The organism is Nocardia pneumoniae NBRC 100136 (assembly GCF_000308755.1).
In the GTDB taxonomy this organism is placed as follows: domain Bacteria; phylum Actinomycetota; class Actinomycetes; order Mycobacteriales; family Mycobacteriaceae; genus Nocardia; species Nocardia pneumoniae.
This window is the reverse complement of the sequence record NZ_BAGF01000146.1, coordinates 21,469-40,195: the sequence shown is the minus strand read 5'-3', so window position 1 is coordinate 40,195 and position 18,727 is coordinate 21,469. Positions and strand designations below refer to the sequence as shown.

The 18,727-nt window shown below is 62.8% G+C and carries 17 protein-coding genes; 8 read left to right on the top strand and 9 right to left on the bottom strand.

From position 1 onward, the window contains the following. Positions 1–3 precede the first annotated feature (3 nt). Complete coding sequence (locus ON34_RS29470) at positions 4–933, top strand: LysR family transcriptional regulator (protein WP_306303663.1); 930 nt, start codon at positions 4–6, stop codon at positions 931–933. Here the strand turns inward: ON34_RS29470 and ON34_RS38225 are convergent. The 5 genes from ON34_RS38225 to ON34_RS36465 all read right to left on the bottom strand — a co-directional run bounded on the left by ON34_RS38225 (position 907) and on the right by ON34_RS36465 (position 4,820). Continuing rightward, on the bottom strand, positions 907–1,494 hold the full coding sequence (locus ON34_RS38225) for a lycopene cyclase family protein (RefSeq protein ID WP_281032472.1): 588 nt from the start codon (positions 1,492–1,494) through the stop codon (positions 907–909). The two genes, ON34_RS29470 and ON34_RS38225, sit on opposite strands and share 27 nt — an antisense overlap. Continuing rightward, a complete protein-coding gene (locus tag ON34_RS38220; protein ID WP_281032471.1) occupies positions 1,431–2,120 on the bottom strand; it encodes a lycopene cyclase family protein in 690 nt (229 codons plus the stop codon). Before ON34_RS38220 ends, ON34_RS38225 begins: the two co-directional genes overlap by 64 nt. A gap of 2 nt (positions 2,121–2,122) precedes the next feature. After that, positions 2,123–2,761 (bottom strand): polyprenyl synthetase family protein, encoded by a 639-nt coding sequence (locus tag ON34_RS35120; protein ID WP_157172478.1) that lies wholly within the window; start codon positions 2,759–2,761, stop codon positions 2,123–2,125. Positions 2,762–3,086: 325 nt separating this feature from the next. Next, positions 3,087–4,379: a sensor histidine kinase gene (locus tag ON34_RS35115; RefSeq protein WP_169333911.1), complete on the bottom strand. Its 1,293-nt coding sequence runs from the start codon at positions 4,377–4,379 to the stop codon at positions 3,087–3,089. Positions 4,380–4,517: 138 nt separating this feature from the next. Beyond that, a complete protein-coding gene (locus ON34_RS36465) occupies positions 4,518–4,820 on the bottom strand; it encodes a hypothetical protein (RefSeq protein WP_157172477.1) in 303 nt (100 codons plus the stop codon). 157 nt (positions 4,821–4,977) lie between these two features. On the opposite strand from ON34_RS36465, the gene ON34_RS29450 reads away from it, so the two are divergent. Further along, a complete protein-coding gene (locus ON34_RS29450; protein WP_085997166.1) occupies positions 4,978–5,694 on the top strand; it encodes a response regulator transcription factor in 717 nt (238 codons plus the stop codon). After that, positions 5,684–7,570, top strand: coding sequence for a sensor histidine kinase (locus ON34_RS29445; protein ID WP_063821763.1), 1,887 nt, complete (start codon positions 5,684–5,686; stop codon positions 7,568–7,570). Before ON34_RS29450 ends, ON34_RS29445 begins: the two co-directional genes overlap by 11 nt. A 35-nt stretch (positions 7,571–7,605) precedes the next feature. Here the strand turns inward: ON34_RS29445 and ON34_RS29440 are convergent, their stop codons facing one another. From ON34_RS29440 to ON34_RS29425, 4 genes are all read right to left on the bottom strand, one after another. Beyond that, entirely contained in the window at positions 7,606–8,295 is a 690-nt protein-coding gene (locus tag ON34_RS29440) for a response regulator transcription factor (protein WP_040785776.1), read from the bottom strand. Positions 8,296–8,622: 327 nt separating this feature from the next. After that, positions 8,623–9,978, bottom strand: coding sequence for a sensor histidine kinase (locus tag ON34_RS29435; protein ID WP_040785771.1), 1,356 nt, complete (start codon positions 9,976–9,978; stop codon positions 8,623–8,625). Positions 9,979–10,193: 215 nt separating this feature from the next. After that, entirely contained in the window at positions 10,194–11,297 is a 1,104-nt protein-coding gene (locus tag ON34_RS29430) for a CHAP domain-containing protein (protein WP_040785769.1), read from the bottom strand. Positions 11,298–11,520: 223 nt separating this feature from the next. Next, complete coding sequence (locus ON34_RS29425; protein ID WP_051023304.1) at positions 11,521–12,387, bottom strand: class I SAM-dependent methyltransferase; 867 nt, start codon at positions 12,385–12,387, stop codon at positions 11,521–11,523. Positions 12,388–12,696: 309 nt separating this feature from the next. Between ON34_RS29425 and ON34_RS36460 the strand changes: the two genes are divergently transcribed. From ON34_RS36460 to ON34_RS29405, 5 genes are all read left to right on the top strand, one after another. After that, a complete protein-coding gene (locus ON34_RS36460) occupies positions 12,697–12,891 on the top strand; it encodes a hypothetical protein (protein ID WP_157172476.1) in 195 nt (64 codons plus the stop codon). Positions 12,892–12,997: 106 nt separating this feature from the next. Further along, complete coding sequence (locus ON34_RS29420; RefSeq protein WP_051023303.1) at positions 12,998–14,551, top strand: arylsulfatase; 1,554 nt, start codon at positions 12,998–13,000, stop codon at positions 14,549–14,551. Between the two features lie 14 nt (positions 14,552–14,565). After that, positions 14,566–15,501, top strand: coding sequence for a formylglycine-generating enzyme family protein (locus tag ON34_RS29415; protein WP_083889893.1), 936 nt, complete (start codon positions 14,566–14,568; stop codon positions 15,499–15,501). Next, positions 15,501–17,078: a sulfatase family protein gene (locus tag ON34_RS29410; protein WP_040785767.1), complete on the top strand. Its 1,578-nt coding sequence runs from the start codon at positions 15,501–15,503 to the stop codon at positions 17,076–17,078. The genes ON34_RS29415 and ON34_RS29410 overlap by 1 nt, the downstream gene beginning before the upstream one ends. A gap of 139 nt (positions 17,079–17,217) precedes the next feature. After that, a complete protein-coding gene (locus ON34_RS29405) occupies positions 17,218–18,708 on the top strand; it encodes an arylsulfatase (protein ID WP_051023301.1) in 1,491 nt (496 codons plus the stop codon). Positions 18,709–18,727 lie beyond the last annotated feature (19 nt).

Genomic DNA, 18,727 nt, shown 5'->3' with positions numbered 1-18,727 from the left:
TGTGTGATAGTGAAATACGATTACAGCGTGGATCTACGGTCGGTCGAGTGCTTCCTGCGGGTGTCGGAGACCCTGCATTTCGGCAGGGCCGCTGGCGACTTGCATTTGAGCCAGCCGGCGCTGAGCCAACGCATTCGAACGCTCGAACGCGATATCGGTGCCGTGCTGCTCGAACGTGACCGCCGCGGTGTCAGACTGACGGCGGCCGGGCAGGCGTTTCTGCCGTCGGCTCGCGCAGCGGTTGCGCACGGAGAGTCGGCTGCGGAGTCGGCGAGGCGGGCGGCGGCAGGCTTGCACGGCCGGTTTCGCCTCGGATTCACAGTGATCGCCTCGTACACGGTGCTGCCGCGAGCGGTGCAGGCGTTTCGTGACGCGTTCCCGGAGATCGAGGTCGACTTGGTCGAGATCAATTCACCGGCAGTCGAGGAGGCGCTCGATCGGGGCGAGATCGACCTCGGCGTGCTCCATCCACCGTTCGAGCGTGCCCACCTTCGCCTGGTGACGCTACCGGCGGAACCTCTGGTGCTGGCGTTGCCGGTCGGCCATCGACTGGGCGAGCGGGCAGTAGTGACGTTCGGCGATCTGGCCGACGAGCCGGTGATTACGGCGCCTCGGCATGTGGGGCCGGTGTTGTTCGACAAGGTCATTGCATGTTTCCGCGCGGTTGGTGTCGAACCGCGAATCGTGCAGAAAGCTACGCCGGTAACCACACTGGCAGGGCTGGTGGCCGCAGGAGCAGGCATCGGTTTCGTTACCCGCGGCGTGGCCGAAGCGACGCGACCCGGCGTCATCTTTCGCGAGGTGGCCGGCGCTCCGGCCGTACCGCTGGCGGCCGCGTGGATACCACCGGAACCGTCACCGACGAGCCGGAGGTTCATCGGCGTTTTGACCAGGTATTTCAGGCCCTCAGTGCCAACCATCACGGACGGCTGACGGATCTGGCCCCGGCGGTGGGGCTGGTTCGAATCGGTAATTCCGCCATCGGTTTCGGTTGGTCCAGCCGACATAGTCGAATCTCCAGCGGAACGGCCAGGTACGGGCGACGGTGCCGACAAGAACGGCGGACAGCGCAGCGTAGTCGTCGCGCGTCGACAGAACGGCACGCTGACCTCGCGGGGAGGCTGTGAAGAAGGAATGGAACGCGGCGATCGACTGCTCGCTGGTCAGCCTGCCGAGGCCCCGGAGGCCTCGCATTCGCAGCCAGTACACCAACCTCGCCGCGCGCGGCCACAGCAAAGAGATCGCGGGCGCGCCATGTAGTAATGCGGAAACAGCGGTATCGGCGAGCACGAGTGAATCCGCCACGCTGTATCCGGTGCCGGGGTTCATCATGCCGCCGCGAGAGCCGAACGGAATGGGTTGTCGCGGATTGTTGTCGGGCGGTTGCTGGTCCAGGGGATAGTGGGCCAGCTCGTGCCGTTCGGTGCCGGTCAGCCGGACGCCATGAGCGGCAAGTCGATGCACCAGTCGCCGGTGTAGTTCGTATCGCGGCATGCCTCGAGTAGGCCCAGGCTGGTCTCCTCGAAAAGGACAGTGCCATCACCGAGCGGCATTGCGTAGAGAAACGAAGGCGGGGCGTTCGACCCGGCGCCGTTGGTCGGACGCCAATCCATCAGTAGTCCGTTGTCGTCCGTGATCATCGGTGTTGCGTTGCGTTCGCTGAGGAACAGGCCGTATGTGCTGGCGGCACGGCGCCGACCGGTGACTACCGATCCCCGGGCGTCGCAGACGGCCGACGCGGTGATGACCCTGTGATCGTACAACTCGACCCGATGCGGCTCGACCCGTGCCGCGCGGCCGATGACAATCGTCGCGTCGTCGAGCGGCATGGCCGTCCGCAGCTCAGCTTTGGAAAGTACACAATAGGGTCGATCGATGCGATGCGCGACCCTTGTCCAGGCAGTCGGGGCCGGGATCGTGGTGGCGACTGCGGTCTGAGGTAGCCACGGCGGTAGCTCGTCGACCCAGCAGGCATAGGTTGGCGACCATAGTCTGTTCGGACGCGGATCTACCACCCTGACCCCGAGCCCGGCCTGCGTTGCGCGGTAGGCCAGGGCGCGTCCGGCCGGACCGAGTCCCACCACACACACGTCGACTTCCTGAGGTTTCTCGGGGGCCAAGGTCAAGCTCCTCCGCCGTCGGCGAGGTAGCGCACGAAGTGCTGGAGAGCGCGCTGGGCGGGGCAATCGGGAAGTGCACGCAGTTCGGCTTCCGCTATTCGCGTATGCGTTTGCAGCATTTTCTTCGTCACGACTGAATTCTCGCAGCTCGATATCAGGGCGGAGAGCTCCAGTGCAATACCTACGACTGCTCCCAACCTCGCCATGTGTTCGATTTGGTCAGGACTCGCGTCGGAGACCAGTCCACCGAGGCGAAAGCATGCGCCGACCAGGGATCCAGTCTTTTCTCTAGCCAAATCCAGATGGTGCTCAGCCGGGTTGTCTGCGGGCTGCGCCCCTAGCTTCTCGCGAACTTGCCCCGTCACCACGCTGGCGAATGTTTCTGCCGTTATTCGTGTCGCAGCGGGTCCGAGTTCCGATACCAGTGTAGTGGCGCACGCGGACAGATAGTCACCTGCCAGGATGGCGGCTTTGTTCCTCTGACTGGAATTTGAGCCGCAACGGACATCATGTGCCGGGGGCGCATCCTGGACTCGGCCGTGGTACACGGTGGCGAGATGAACGAGCTCGATGCCTGCAGCGGCGGTGGCGAGTTCCGACCCTGCGGGCCGTGGGCACAACTGTCCGGCGAGCGCGGTCATTAATCGGGATAATCCGTATGCCGTGGATCCGGAATGGCACCCGTGGGAGCTGCTCCAGGAGCGAACTTCGCTCAGGGAGTTCGTGGTGCAATAGTTTGTCGGCCTCTTCCACAACGGCATGCACTGCCAAGCTGGTTCCCGAATCGTCGAGTTCGAACGTGGGAACCATCGCGATAGCCGCCGCACGCCATGAAAAGCCCAATTGGCTCATCACCCGGGGGCGGAGTCACTGTAGGCGCGCCTCACGGTATCGACGGAAGAGGTGCGAGTGCGCAGCTTGCGGCGAAGTCTTCAGGACTTCTTCAGAAATGATCAGGCGAAGCCGCTATCTGTGTCCGGGCCCGTCGGCTGGTCGGCTCGGAATCGAGACTCGGAACGTCGCACCAGTCCCGTGCACAGGCTCTTCGCACGTCACGTCGCCGCCGTGCGCGCGGGCCCAGCCGCGGGCGATGGTCAATCCGAGGCCGGCGTTGATCCCGTCGGGATGTGTGGAGGGGGCCAGTCGGACCATGCGCTCGAATATGCGACTGCGAGCATCGACCGGGACACCCGGGCCGGTATCGGATACCACGACCTCGAATCCATCGACCACGTCGCCGACAGTCACGTGGACTCGGCCTCCGGCTGGTGTCACGCGGCAAGCGTTGTCGAGGAGGTTCGCCAGGATCTGGCTGACGCGGTCCGGATCGACGTGGGCAGGAACAGTCGTCGCACCGTCGATGGTGACCTCTATCCCCGGGTTGAGCAGTCGCGCGCGATCGGTCTGTGCCGTGGCAAGAACAGCAATATCGCATGGCCGGCAGTGTAATTCAGGCCTGTCCGCATCGATACGCGCAAGATCGAGCATATCCTCGAGTAGCTTTCCGGCCCGCACGGTCTCACCCACCATCAATCGGTGCAGCCGTAGGACTTCGTCTGGATCCGTGTGCGGTGGCTGCGCGAGCACCGCATCGGCAATGGCTCGAATGCCGGTTATCGGTGTCCGGAGTTCGTGCACGGCATCCGCGATGAACCGCTGGGCCCGATGTTCGGCGGCACGTACTCCGACGGCTGCGGACTTATAGCCGCGGGACGTAGGAGTGAAGCGAACGGCGAAACGCAGCAGGACTGCAGTAACGGTAATAGTCCCCGTGCCGGAAACAAGAGAAAATACGGTCAGTTGTGATCGGATGCCGGATAGCCAGCCTGTATGCACCCCGAGTGTGAGGTCGGCGTTACGAAATGGCCAGGCTTCGGACCGCAGGCCGGTTCGAAGTGTCTTCATCGGTTCGTGGTCGATTCGTCGCTGGTCCAGGCTGCCGACCGTCGTACCATCGGTGAGTATCAGCCGGACTTCCACCGCCCCCGTCTCGAGATGTGCTACCAGCTCGTCGGGGCCGATACCTCGATCGACCAATCTCTGTGCCAGTCGTGCTCTCTCGTCGAGGCCTACGTCCAACTTATGGTCGAATGTAGCAATGAACCATGCGCCCATTATCGCGACGAGCGCTATCACGGCGAGAGACAATATCATTACCGATATCGAGAAAGTCTTCGATACCATCGAACGGGCGACTGAATACGGCCGTGGGCCGACGGTGTCCCTGGCCTGTTCGTCGACGCACAATTGATCCGTCATATTGGACCGGCCATCGTGATCCACTACTTGTGCCAGCATTCGCGGGCCTATCAAGCGTCAAACTCACTTTCAACACAATGACAGGAGTGATGCGGTGCACTCGATCGATTTGTGGTCGAGTGCACCGCCGGGCACGAGCTACCGATGCTTACGGAACACGGCGCCCTCGGGAGCCGCTTTCATGCTGCCGTCCTTCATCACGATGACGCCGGGACTTCCGGCGGGAAGCGTCTCGAGGTCGTAGCCGGGCAGGTTCCGGGGGATATCGTTTCGGATCACCACTCGGTCGATGTCGGGACGTTCCTGACCGTTCATGATTATCACTTTGTCGCGGTCCCGGCCCGGATCAGCGGTCGCCGCTCCGGCGTTTGTCAGAATTGCCGCAGCCGTTGTAGCACCACACACGGCGGCGGCGAGAAGCCTCGATGTGCGCGTCGTCATGAGTTCAATCTCCTTGTGTCCGTCGGGATCCGGTATCGGTCTGCGATTGCCGATGCGGTTGTCAGCGTGCCCGGCGTATGTCAGTTTTCGGTCAGGATCGGCAGTGCTGGGGATAGTTCGTGGCCAATACTCAGGAATCCGAGTGACACTCTCAGGTATGACTGCGAGGATCTTGGTCGCCGAAGACGATCGCAAGCAGGCCGATCTCATTCGTCGCTACCTCGAGCGCGCCGGTCATCGTGCCACCGTGGTGCACGACGGCCGAGCGGCTGTCTCCCATGCCCGCAAGACGATCCTCGATCTGGTGATTCTGGATCTGATGCTGCCGGTGATGAGTGGATTCGACGTGTGCCGGGAGTTGCGCTCCGATCGCGACATCCCGATCATCATGCTCACAGCTCGCGTGACCGAGGACGACATGCTGCGGGGGCTTGCGCTGGGCGCCGATGACTATCTCACCAAGCCCTACAGTCCGCGGGAACTCGTCGCTCGCGTGCAGGCGGTACTGCGCCGCACTGTGCGCGCGCACGTCGCAGAGTCCGAGCGGTATCGGGTCGGTGAGTTGTCGGTCGATATCGGACGCCATGAGGTCCACGTCGGTGGCACCTCCGTGCACATCACGCCCGCGGAGTTCGCGCTGCTGTCCTGTCTGGCATCGGCGCCCGGTCGAGTGTTCACTCGTGACCTACTGTTGGAGCGAACCGGCGGTTTCCAGCATGACGCGACCGGCCGGGCGATCGACATGCACGTGCTCAATCTGCGTCGCAAGATCGAGGAGGTGCCTTCACGGCCTCGATACCTCCTCACTGTGCACGGAGTCGGTTACAAGCTCGCCGCACCGGAGACGAGCGAGGATCCCGACAATGCGTCGTAGTCTGCTGCTGCGATTGCTGACGTTGTCTTTGACCGTCGCCGCGCTGGCGGTCGTTGCCACTGCCGTTCTAGCCGCCTACGACACCGGAAACCGGGTGCGCAGCGAGCTCGATAACGACGCCTCGCTGCTGGAGATCGACAGCGAGATTCGTAAGGCCCTGGAGGTCTATGCCAATGCGCACGACAGCTGGGACGGTGTGGAGCCCCTCGTACGCGATTTGGCGGAACGGACCGGCCGCCGAATTGCACTCGAGATGCCGAGCGGAGAACCGGTAGTGGACTCGGCGCGCCTACTGGGCCGTACCGTAGAGGCCCTGCCGTCGGTACCGGCCGCACGGATTGATGCCGCAGATGTTCACGACCCGGCGATTCGTGCAGCGCTGGATCAGCGGACATCGGATGCGAATCACGAACTGGTTATTCACAGCGGGTGGCAGCTTACGGAGGCGGAGACTGCGGAGAGACAGGCGCTCTCCGGCCAGGCCGTCGCGTGTATGCGCGATCGAGGCATCGACGCCAGCTTTCGAGAAAGTGACGGCTCTGCGAATGGGTACAAGCGCCGGGTTGTTGCATCCGAGCGACGGCCAGCCACGGATTCGAAAAGTTCGTGCATTCCCGACGAGTTACTCGCCCCCAGCGCGGCAAGCCGCGAATTGAACGCGCGATACGTGGAGTTGCTCAGCTCCTGTCTTACGGTTCAGAACATCGCCTATGAGACGTCGCCGGATCCCTATGGCCTCGTGCGTGTACACCCTGCCGACAATGCCGCGGAGACTCCGCAATGGGATGTCTGCGAGCGAACCGCACATGTGGACGCGAAGCGACCGTATGTGGCTCCGCCGGCCCTGCTCTTCCTGGGGTCGAGTGACCGGTTCGATCCGCTGTCACCGGCCGGGTGGCGGCGTAGCGCGATCACAGTCGTCATGGTGTTGTTGGCGGCCGGCGTGATCACGGTCCTCGTGGGAATGCGGCTTGTGCGTCCGATCCGGGCGCTGACGGCGGCGGCGCAGCGAATCCAGACAGGCGGCCACGACGTTCGGGTGCAGGTCCGCGGTACCGACGAAGTAGCGAGGCTCGCGACGGCGTTCAACACCATGGCGACCTCGATCGCCGACAGCCGACAACGATACAGGGCACTGGTCGGCGATGTTGCACACGAACTCCGCACACCGCTGGCGAATGTTCGATGCCACCTCGAGGCCGCGCAGGACGGCGTACTGGGCCTCGACGCTGCGTTGATAGATTCGCTTCTCGAGGAGGCCAGTCTGTTGGAGCGTCTCGTCGCGGACCTGCACGACCTTGCTCTCGCCGACGCGGGCATGCTGCGCATTCACCCCGAAGAGCACGACGCGGCCGACCTGGCACGTCAGGTAGTGGCCGCACACCAGGCCGAGGCACACCGGTCCGGAGCCGTGCTCCGGCTGGATACCGCGTCATCGATGCCGATCAACGTCGATCCTGCGCGGCTGCGTCAGGCGCTCGGCAATCTGGTGTCGAACGCGCTCGAACATGTTCCGGCGGGGGGAACGGTCTCCGTCGCGGTCCGAGGGCTGGACGATTCGGTGGCGCTGTCCGTACGCGATACCGGGCCGGGCATCGCTGCCGAGCACCTGCCGCATCTCTTCGACAGGTTCTACCGTATCGATACCTCCCGTAGTCGCACCAGCGGTGGCAGCGGGCTCGGTCTGGCAATTACCAGGCACCTCGTCGAGGCGCACGCCGGTCGTCTGACGGTGACCAGCGAGTTCGGGGCGGGCTCGACCTTCACCATCGTGCTTCCGAGTTCCCTCTCGCACGGCGGCTGCCCGCGTGAACGGGTTGATGGTCGATGGTGTCCGCGACAGCAGACATTTGTCGGCCGCGAACGCTCGGAGTAGGGCCCTCACGAGGCGGAAGACGGCGGCCGATAGGTCTACGAAACGTGATGGCGTGGCACCGGTGGTCGCAGAACGAAGCCGCGTCCGTGGACTGTATGGACCAAGCGGGGCCCGCGTGCTTCCAGCTTCCGTCGCAGCATGCTGACGAAGACGTCGACCAGGTTGGTGTCGTAGTCCTCGTACCCCCAGACCGCCGCGAGGATCTGCTTTTTCGAGACCACCTGATCATGTTTCGCGGCGAGGTAGCACAGCAGTTTGAATTCCGTGGCTGTCAGCGAAATCGGCACACCACCACGGGAGACGACACCCGCCTGCGCATCGACCGCGAGGTCGTCGACATGGACCACCGTGGACACGCGGCCGGTTCGCCGGAGGACAGCGTTCACCCGAGCGACCAACTCAGCCAAGACAAAAGGTTTCACCACGTAGTCGTCGGCGCCGACGTGGAATCCGCGCAGCCGGTCGGCAACCCCGTCACGAGCAGTCAGCATCACGACCCCTGCCGGACTGGTGTGCCGCGTGATCTCCAGCAACACAAAACCGTCGCGACCCGGCAGTAGCACATCCAAGACGACCAAGTCGGGTCCGAACTCGGCGATGTCATCCTCGTAGTTCGTGCCATCGTGTCGAGACAAGACCTCATGTCCGGCTGTCTGCAGTCCGGTCTCCAGCGCGGCGCGAATCGCCGCGGAGTCCTCGACGATCAGTATTCGTGCACCTGACATCAAACACCTCGGTTACCGGACAGCCATTCGAACCCGTTCGAACAAGGCCGTTGGTTCGGGCCGTCCCAGATTGATCATAGGGGTGGACGTTTGCCGGCGAATGTGCCCACGTGGCAGCTTAACGACTCGACGTAGCCGAGGTGGAATTCCCATTCGTGGGTATCACGCAGTAACAATGAAGACCGGTCGGTCCGATGATCGCTCGGCGATAGGAAGATTGAACAAGTTGGCTAACGATCGGAATCTGAAAGAATTCTGAATATTGACGAAACTGCCGTCGGAGAAGGCGGACGCCGGCGGTGTCGGCGTTTCCGTGCCGCATGGGCCTCAGTCGTCTTCGATGGTGGCGGGTAGCCATACCCGGAACGCTGCTCCGATTCCGCCGTTCGGCTCCTCACAGACGAGGTCCCCGCCATGCGCACGGGCCAGGCCGCGGGCGATCGAGAGCCCTAGCCCCGACCCGCTGCTGTCGGCCTGCGGATCCAGCCGCACCATACGATCGAATATCCGATCGCGATCCGCAGCAGGCACGCCGGGGCCTGTATCGGTGACGACGACCTCAGCCCGGTTCGCAGTCCTGTCGACGGTGACCCGGACGTGCCCACCAGCGGGCGTGACCCGGCAGGCGTTGTCGAGGAGGTTCGCCAGGATCTGAGTGACCCGGGTTGCGTCTGCGTGCAACGGAACGGATTGTGCGCTGTTTAATGCAATGTCAAGATGCGAGTGCAACAACCGAACCCGATCCGTTTGCGCGGCCGCGAGGATGTGCAGGTCGACCCGCTGACGATCCAGTTGAATCCCGCCGGCGTCGAGGTGGGCCAGGTCGAGTAGTCCGTCGATCAATTGTCCGGCCCGCTGTGTCTCGTGGGCCAGTAATTCGTTCAATCGTTGTAGCTCCTCGCGTTCATCGTCTGCCGACTGGGCGAGCACGGCGTCGGCGATGGCGCGTATGCCGGTGATCGGGGTCCGCAATTCGTGTGCGACGTCGGCTGTGAAACGTCGGGTGCGTTCCTGGGCCGCCTGTGCGTCGGCCTCGGCGCCTTCGAGACTGTCGAGCATGCTGTCGAACTCCGCGGCGACCCGGCCCAACTCGGTGTCGGTTCGGCTGGGCAGCAACCTGTGTCCGCGACGGCCGCGGGCTATCTCGAGAGCCAGACGAGACATCGTGTCGAGCGGCCGCAAGGCGTATCGGGTAGTGACGTGAAGTGCGGCCGCTGTCGCGACGACAGACACCACGATGGCGCCGGTAGTCAGCCACATCATCCAGAAACGGACGCCCGACAGCAGTCCGGTATCCGCACCGAGGGTCAACATGGCGCGCTCGAATCGGCCTTCGACCTTTAACTGTGTCTTACGCAGTTTCACCGATCCGTCGTCGATCCGATGCTGTTCCAACCCACCGAAGACCGTGCGGTCGCGGAGAACCAGGCGGACCTTGACCACTCCTGTTTCGACCCGGCGAACCAGTTCCGCCGGCGATGCATGCTTACGAGCTTGTTGCTGCGCCAGTCGCAGTCGGTCGTCGAGGATGGAATCCATTGCACGGTCGGCGGCAACACCGAAGCCCGTGGTCAGGACCACGCCGACGATGGCGAGCACGGAGGCCATCACGGTGACGGACGTCCAAGTGACACGTCGACGCAGCGATCCGGTCCGCAACTGTGCGGAGGGCACATTCACCATCGGCTTCTTCGTAGATTTTCCCACCGGACCCCACTCCGTACTCGCCAGTATCAATGTCACTACCGACAGGGTTCGCGCGACAAGACGTGATCCTAACCGGTCACGCAGCGCAATAGGAACGGGCATGCGTGCGGTGTGGAAGGCGTAATCCATTGTGCGCACATGGAGCCGATATGTACATCGCCCACGGTCATCATAATCGACTCGAGCCGGATCTACGTGGACGGCGGCTTTACGACGCCAACGATGTTCTGCTGTTCGCCGACTGGGTAATTGTTCGTTTCAACCATATCATCGCTGGTGTTCCCTTCGATTGTGGATATCGTTCCATCGTCGCCCACCGACGCCACGATACCTACATGATCAGGTTCCCCGTCGCCCTCCCAGTCGAAAATTATCATATCGCCAGCTTTGGCGGTAGATGTCTTTCCAGCCAACTTCTTATCGATGGCGTCCTTCCAGATGTCGGGTACATAGTTCTTGTTCGTCCAGTCGACGTTATAACCGGCCTTCTCCCATGTCCAAGTGGCAAAGGCGGCGCACCAGGGTTGTCCGTCGAGGCTATATGGTTTGTAGGGGAAATCGGGATCGGTTTCTCCGACTCCGATCTCGTTTGCGGCTGCACCCACAATTCCATCGTGATCCCGGTCGGCGCCCGCCGAGGCGTACAGGTCCGCCGGCTGCGCACTGTAGCCAGCCGCGCTGACGGGCGAGACAGAGCCGTCGCTGCTACTCGCGCTCAGCACAGACGGAGCCGACCCCGTGATCTTGTCCGCTCGAGCCTGAACCTGGAGAGACGCGTCGTCCACTATTTCCTGCACATCGTCAACCGCATGCAAAGCGTAAGACATTGCACGTGCTTCCTCTGCCGCCGTTAAAGGAAGGTAGTGTCCGTCCTCGTCCACACGCTGGTTGATACTACGTAGATCGCTGTCGAGCGTGCCGACGCGGTTTTCGATCGACGAAAATGTTGCGTCGGTGAGGCTGAAGGTTTCGAATACGGAGTCCTCGACGGAGCTGTTCTGCTGCTCCATCTCATCCCTCTTCGCGTTGATTTCGTTCAGATGTGAGCCGTAGTTGTCGGCCATTACGGACTCGCCGGGTGCCTCATCGAGCGCGTCATCCTCGAGTAGTTCCCGCTGGCTCATCCAGCTCACCAGGTTCGGCTGCTCATCGGCACGGCCCGATGCGAACAGCAGGATCGATGCCTCAATCGCCTCCTGCGCAGTGCGAATCACCGATATGAGGCCGGCGCTGGGGAGTTGCGGTATGTATAGATTCTCGACGAATCCGATCAGATCATCGCGGGAAGTGGTCATCGGTGAGCCCTTGCCTATATCAACCGGGGGCGCCCGACGGCACCGTGCATACGGATCACACAGCATTGGTGGTACAGGCTGGTGAGGGATTGTCGGCGGGCTTCTTTACGGAATGTTCTGGAGATTGTTTCGGACTGATTCGTCGTGCTCCTGCATTGAATAGCGTGGTTGACTAAATCTGTAGTGGCTTCGACCACCTCCGATAATGGGCCGCTGGTCCGATTCAGTTCCCTGATGAGTCTTCCTTGCGAGCCGCGACCAATGCGTAACAAGCGAGATGCCGACGAAATGATTTTCCGGTGAGCTTGGCGGCAACGACATTGGAGTACGTTGCGCGGGGACGAACGGCGAGCTTATGGAGGAGCCAGCCGATCGGCTGATAGACCGTCGCCATCCACGAGAGGCGTTGCACGGATGGATACACATTCGGCGAAATATCCCGGGCTCGAGCATCGCTGAATCCAGTTTGCTGCGTCAGGTCGATGAACTCGGACACCGTGCAGATGTCGTTCACCGCCCACGACGCGAGCAGGCTGCGCAACAGATCTTCGTCGTTTTCCGACAAGGTTCGCGACAACCTGAACCCGTCGCCGACAGCCAGCTGTCCGCCAGGGCGGAGGAGTCTGAACGCCTCTGCGGCAAAGGCGCGCTTGTCAGCGGCATGACAGCAACTTTCCAGTGCCCATACAACATCGAACGAACTGGGATCCAATCCGGAGTCGACGAAGTCGGCGACCTGGAAGGTGACCCTGTCGTCGACATTGCGGGAGTGTGCGGATTCTCGAGCGCGGCGAATCTGGTCCGCACTCAAACTGATCCCTACGACGTTCACCTCGAAGTTCTCGGCTAGCCATATCGAAGATCCACCGACTCCACATCCCGCGTCGAGGACGCGCATTCCAGGCTCGATGCGTACCATGGCCGCGAGTTCGCGATTCATATTCAGCAGCGAATCGCCGTGACCTCTGGTAGTTTGATCCCAATAGCCGTGATGCATTGCCAGGTTCTCTGAATTCATCCACGCTATGCGATAGTCCAGCCATGTCGTGTCGTAATAGTTGATGATCTGTGTGCGGTCGATTGTCGGCATAATACTCCCGTCGAATAAACAATCTCGCATGCTCGCGGTCCGGAATTCGGTCGCCGCACTCCGTGTAATGCTCGTTCGATGATGCGGTCGTCGTGGGAATGGATATCACGTTGAAATTGGTGGATCAATATATCGAGAATTTCTTCACGATTCCTTCAGATATCCACCGGCTGTGGCTTCAATCCTCAGATTCTCTTCAGAACGATGCGGGCTCGTCGATATAAGCTGCAGGGGAACGACGACGCATCACGCCATCGGCGACGTCACTGTGGATCCGGATATGGATTTGTCCGACAAAAGGAGATTCGTATGTCTTTCAAGCTCCGGTGGTCATCGAGGAGGCGCGTTCTTGCCCGCGCGATGGTCGCTGCCGCTGCCGTTCTGATCGGTTCAGCGCCGTCGGTGTTTGCCGACAGCTGGCCCAAGGCCCTGCCTGATAGCGATCAGACACCGGTTTCTGGTGGTGGACACGCGAAGGAGAATATGCGTGTACAGAGCGAATGAGACTCCGATCGAGCGAGAACATGGGCCGCGATCGATACGTGCTCCCGGGTCGCTTTCCCGCCGACGCCTCCTGGCGGCCGCAGGGCTCGCGGGTGCTGGATGGTGGGTGGGCGGGTCGTCCGGAGTAGCTGCCGCAGACCGAGATTCGGCCGCCGTCGGCCGCCCTCCGAACTTCGTCATCATCATTGCCGACGATCTCGGCTATGGAGAACTCGGGTCGTTCGGCCAGCAGCGGATCGCGACGCCGAACCTGGATCGTCTCGCCGGTGAAGGAATCCGATTCACCGACTGCTACGCCGGTGGCCCGATGTGCGCGCCGTCGCGGTGCGCGCTGCTCACGGGCATGCATACCGGGCACAGCCGGATTCGCGAGCAAGGCGATCTCCATGAATTGCAGCCCCAAGACGTCACATTCGCGCAGGTATTACAGGCGGCCGGCTACCGGACCGGCATGGTCGGCAAGTGGGGGATGACGCGTGACGAGGATGCCGGGAATCCGAGCCACCCGAACTCGAAGGGATTCGACGAGTTCTTCGGCTATCTCACCCATACCGCGGCGCACGACTTCTATCCGGATCATCTGTGGGAGAACGATCGTCGGATCGAGATCGCCCAGAACACGCCCAACGGGCCGGCCGCGCAGCGAGTATTCGGTCCCGACCTGCTCAACCAGCGTGCTGTCGAGTTCATCGAACGCCACAGGAACCAGCCTTTCGCGCTGTACTTGGCACACAACCTGGTGCATGCGCCGAGCAACGCGCCCGCTACCTCGCCGTATACCGCGAGCCCGTGGCCGGAAGGCGAGAAATGGCACGCGGCGCGAGTCACCCTGCTCGATCGCTATGTCGGAGACGTTGTGGCGACTCTGCGCCAGCATGAGCTCGATGCGACCACGGTAGTGGTGTTGTCCAGCGACAACGGTCCCCACGACGTCGGCGGCGGACCCGAAGGCCGTGGTGAGGATTCGGGCCGATGGCATGACCCCGATTTCTTCGACAGCAACGGGCCGCTGCGGGGCTACAAGGCCAATCTCTACGAGGGTGGAATCCGTGTGCCGACCATCGTCTGGTCGCCAGGACTGATCGGGGCCCGCGGCGGCCGTGTCGACCCCACCCCGTGGGCGTTCTGGGATGTCCTTCCGACACTCGCCGACTTCGCGGGAATCGTTCCGCCAGATGATATCGACGGAATCTCGATGAGAATGGGATGGCTGGGTTATGAGCAACCGGACGTGCGTCGACCACTGCTCTGGTACCGGTTGGGCTTTCTCGCCGGCGTTACCGGAGCCTCGCGCGCGGCGCACACCGAGTTGGGGGCGCGGCATCTACCGACCGCCTCCGAAGCGGTTCGGTGCGGACGCTGGAAAGCCATCCGGTTCACACCGTTCCCCTCGGTCGAGGTGCCCGCCGAGGCGATCACCCTCGCCGGGTTGCCGGGTGAACGGATCGAGATCGTGGATCCCGATGTGATTCATGGGCTCCCCGCCGCACAGTGGACAGTGGAGTTGTATGACCTCGCCACAGACATTGGTGAAACGCGGGATGTTGCGGTTGCACAGCCCGATGTGGTCGAGGAGCTGGTGGGATTGATGGAAGCCGGCTGGACATCGACACCGGCCGGGCGGACCGCGTGGCCCGCGAGTCCTGTAGGAGCGCGGTGATGGCGTCGTTCCCGATGGCGCCCAACGGCCGCCCGAGCGGCGGGAGCTGCTGTGCACCGAACCGCGGGAGCGAGCGACTCGATGCCGCGTCACGTCGACCAACCGGTTCTCCGGCCCCCCGGCGAGCGGAACTGCGCGGCATGCGCACCCTGCCCGGCGGCCGCTTCCTGATGGGGTCGGACGGCCCACTGGCCAATCCGGGTGAGGGCGAGGGGCCGGTGCGGGAAGTCTCGGTGGCGCCGTTCGCGATCGATGACACCGCGGTGACCAACCGGCGATTCGCACTGTTCGTCAAGCAGACGGGATATGTGACCGAGGCCGAGCGGTACGGGTGGTCCTTCGTCTTCGGCGGTCTCCTTTCACAGACCGTCGCCCGTCACAGCCTGCGGCGACCGACGGCCGCACCGTGGTGGCGTGTGGTCGACGGTGCCTACTGGAAGGCGCCGGAAGGGCCGGGGTCGGGGATCGGAGAGCGGCCGAATCACCCTGTGGTGCACGTTTCTTGGAACGACGCACAGGCATATTGCGAGTGGGCCGGCAAGCGCCTGCCGACCGAGGAGGAGTGGGAGTACGCCGCGCGAGGCGGCCTGGTCGGGATGAACTATCCGTGGGGTGACGACCTGTGCCCCGACGGCCGGTGGCGCATGAATATTTGGCAGGGAACATTTCCTGAGGCCAACTCTGTGAACGATGGCTATTTCGGCACAGCGCCGATCAAGACGTACCCTCCCAACGGATACGGGCTGTACGAGATGACCGGAAATGTTTGGGAGTGGACAGCTGATCGGTGGGGGTCCGGAGGGCACTTCGACGACCAGCGGGTGCGCAGGGGCGGCTCCTACCTGTGTCACGCTTCCTACTGCAATCGCTATCGGGTGTCGGCCCGTGACCACAGCCGCCACGACGATTCGACGGGCAATATCGGTTTTCGCTGCGTGGTAGATCTGTGATGAAGACCGCGCGTACTACCCGTATGGCATTCGCCGGGATCATCGCCCTCGCGGCGTCCCTGACCGGTGACCTGCGACAAGCTCACGCACAGGCGGAAGACCCATCGATGGTGCCTGGCTCGAAGCCGGACATCATCATGGTGATGGCCGACGATCTCCGCTACGACGACCTGCGCGTGATGCCCCGGACCCGCGAGCTGCTCGGTGAGCAAGGTACGACCTTCAGCACCAGCCTCGTGTCCTCACCGCTGTGTGCGCCTTCGCGAACCGGTTTCTTCACCGGCGCAATGACACACAACCATGAACTCGGCGCCGGCGGCAGCTTTGTCGATGTAGACCTGGCCAACTCGCTGCCGACATGGCTGCGCGAATCCGGCTACTACACCAGTCACGTCGGGAAACACATCAACGGTTACGGGCTGACGACACCACTGGCCCGGACCGGGTCGGGCGATCAGTGGACCGGCCCGACATACGTCCCGCCCGGTTACGACGACTGGTTCGCCCTGGTCGATCCCTCAACCAACGCATATTTCGACTTTCTCGCCAACAACAACGGGCACCTGGAGCACTTCCCCGGACCGGACCACTACAAGTCCGATGTCCTCACCGAACACGCCGTGCGTGTGATCGAAACCCAGCGCGATAATCCGCAACCGTTGTTTCTGACCCTGGCCCCCAATACGCCGCACGACGAGGCGGTCTGGCCGCTGCAACAAGAGCCCCTCACCGAGGGAATCATGACGCGCGACCACCCCGATCCGGCGCCACGTCATCGAGGTCTCTTCGCCGACGAACCGCTTCCGGCACCTCCGAGCTTCGACGAGGCCGACGCATCCAGCAAGCCGGCCGAAGTCCGTGACCGGCCACGATTGAGCGTCGAGGAGATACAGACCACCACTGCCAACAACCGCGCGCGCCTGGCGGCGCTGCAAGCGCTCGATGAGAACATCGCGACAATCTATGACGCGCTGCACCGAACGGACCGACTCGATGACACGGTCTTCGTTTTCACCGCCGACAATGGTTGGACGCTGGGAGAACATCGCTACTCACGCACGAAAACAGTGCACTACGAGCCTTCCAGCCGTGTCCCCCTGCTCGTCCGTGGCCCGGGCTTCCCTGCCGGTACAACGCGCGAGCAGCCGGTCTACAACCTGGATCTGACGGCGACCTTCGTCGATCTCGCTGCTGCGGTGCCGACGCGGCCGCTCGATGGCTGGTCACTGTTGCCGTTCGCTGCCGACGCGAGCTATGGCTCCCAGCGCGTTCTCGGATTCGAACTTGACACCGGCCGACCGGCCGGCGCCAATGCCCCGATCCGGAGCTTGCTGGGCGGAGATTCGAGTGAACCGAGCACCCACTACTCCGCCGTGCGCACCAGGAGCTGGAAATATGTCCTTCATACGGACACCGGTGAAGAAGAGCTCTATCACCTCGCCGAGGATCCCGACGAATTACACAATCTGGCGCTCGATGCTGCCTACGTACGCGAGAAGAACGCCTTGAAGCGCGAACAGGACGCCATGACTACGTGCGTGGGAATTACGTGCCGGCGCATAGTCGAGCTGCCTTGAACCATCGCAGCGCTGTGCAAGGCATCCGTCGATAAGTGGCAATCCCGAACAGACCGTGCAGGACGAGGAGTTACCTGGCGTGATCACAATGAGCCGCCGCCGGCTAATGGCAACTATCGGCATTGTCGCCGGAGCGTGCGTGAGCGGCAGCGTGCGCAGCGCTACCAACGCTGTGGCCGACATAGTCGCATGCGACGGTCGTCCCCCGAACATCGTGATCATCCTTGCTGACGACCTCGGCTACGGCGAGATCGGAGCCGGGCAGGTACGGATCGAAACCCCCAACCTGGACCGGCTCGCGGCGGAGGGAATCCGTTTCACCGACTGCTACGCAGGTGCCCCGTTCTGTGCCCCGTCTCGTGCCTGTCTGCTGACCGGGCTTCACACCGGCCACGGTCCCCATCGCGGCGGAACGATCGAAAGCGATCTCCGTCCCGGTGACATCACCATCGGTGATGTGCTGCGCGCCGCCGGTTACACGACCGGAGTGTTCGGCAAGTGGGGCTTCGGTCCCCTGACCGGGCAACTCGGACTTGAGCCCGCCAGCGGCTCGTCCGACAGCCCGAGCCACCCTGTCCGCCGCGGCTTCGACGAGTTCTTCGGACAGCTGTCCCACGCGCACGCAAACAGGAAGTACCCCGACTACCTGTGGGAGAATTTCGACCGCTACGACATCCCGGCCAACCGAGACGACGGCCGCGCGATCTTCGCTCCGGACCTGATCAACCAGCGCGGCCTCGATTTCATCGAACGCCATCGCGGTCGGCCGTTCTTCCTGTACCTCTCGCATAACCTTCCCCACGCGCCACACCAGCCCCCGTCCGCCCGTCCGTATGAGGATCGTCCGTGGTCTCCACTGGAAAAGGCATGGGCGGCCTCGATCACTCGTCTCGACCATTACGTCGGACAGGTATCGGCGACATTGGAGCGCTTCGGACTGGCCGAGGATACGATCATCTTGTTCACCAGCGACAACGGGGCGCGGTCGTGCCTCACCGACGAGTTGATCTGCCGAGGCGAGCACAAGGACGAGTCTTTTCGGATCAACGGCCCGTTCCGCGGTGGCAAGGGAACACTGTACGAAGGCGGGCTCCGGGTACCTGCGATCGTCTGGTCTCCGGCGTTGACCGAGCCCTCACGCAGGGGAACGGTCGTCGACGCACCCTGGACCTTCTGGGACCTACTCCCGACCGTCGCCGACGTCGCGGGGATAGCGCCGCCCGACGACGTGGACGGTATCTCCGTGCTCCGCACATGGTTCGGGCAGCATCAGCCGGACAGTCACGACTATCTCTTCTTCTTCAATTCCACGCTCGGTGAAGGGACCTGGCCGACCGGCCAAGGGCACCTCGCGCGCATGGGGCAGGCGATACGTCGAGGACACTGGAAAGCACTCCGATTCTGCGAGCCCGGCATCGGCGAACTCGCTCCGTTGGTCCACCACATTCCGGACCATGCATGGACTACCGAGCTCTACGACCTCCACGCGGACCCCGGGGAGACACGCAATATCGCAGCGCAGCATCCTGAACTGGTCGCCGAACTCATCGCCCTGATGAAGAAAGCTTGGCAACCACCGACGGAGACTCCGCTCCGCGTTCCATGGACCCCTATGTGCCGCCGCGGTTGACGATGGTGACAAACTCGTC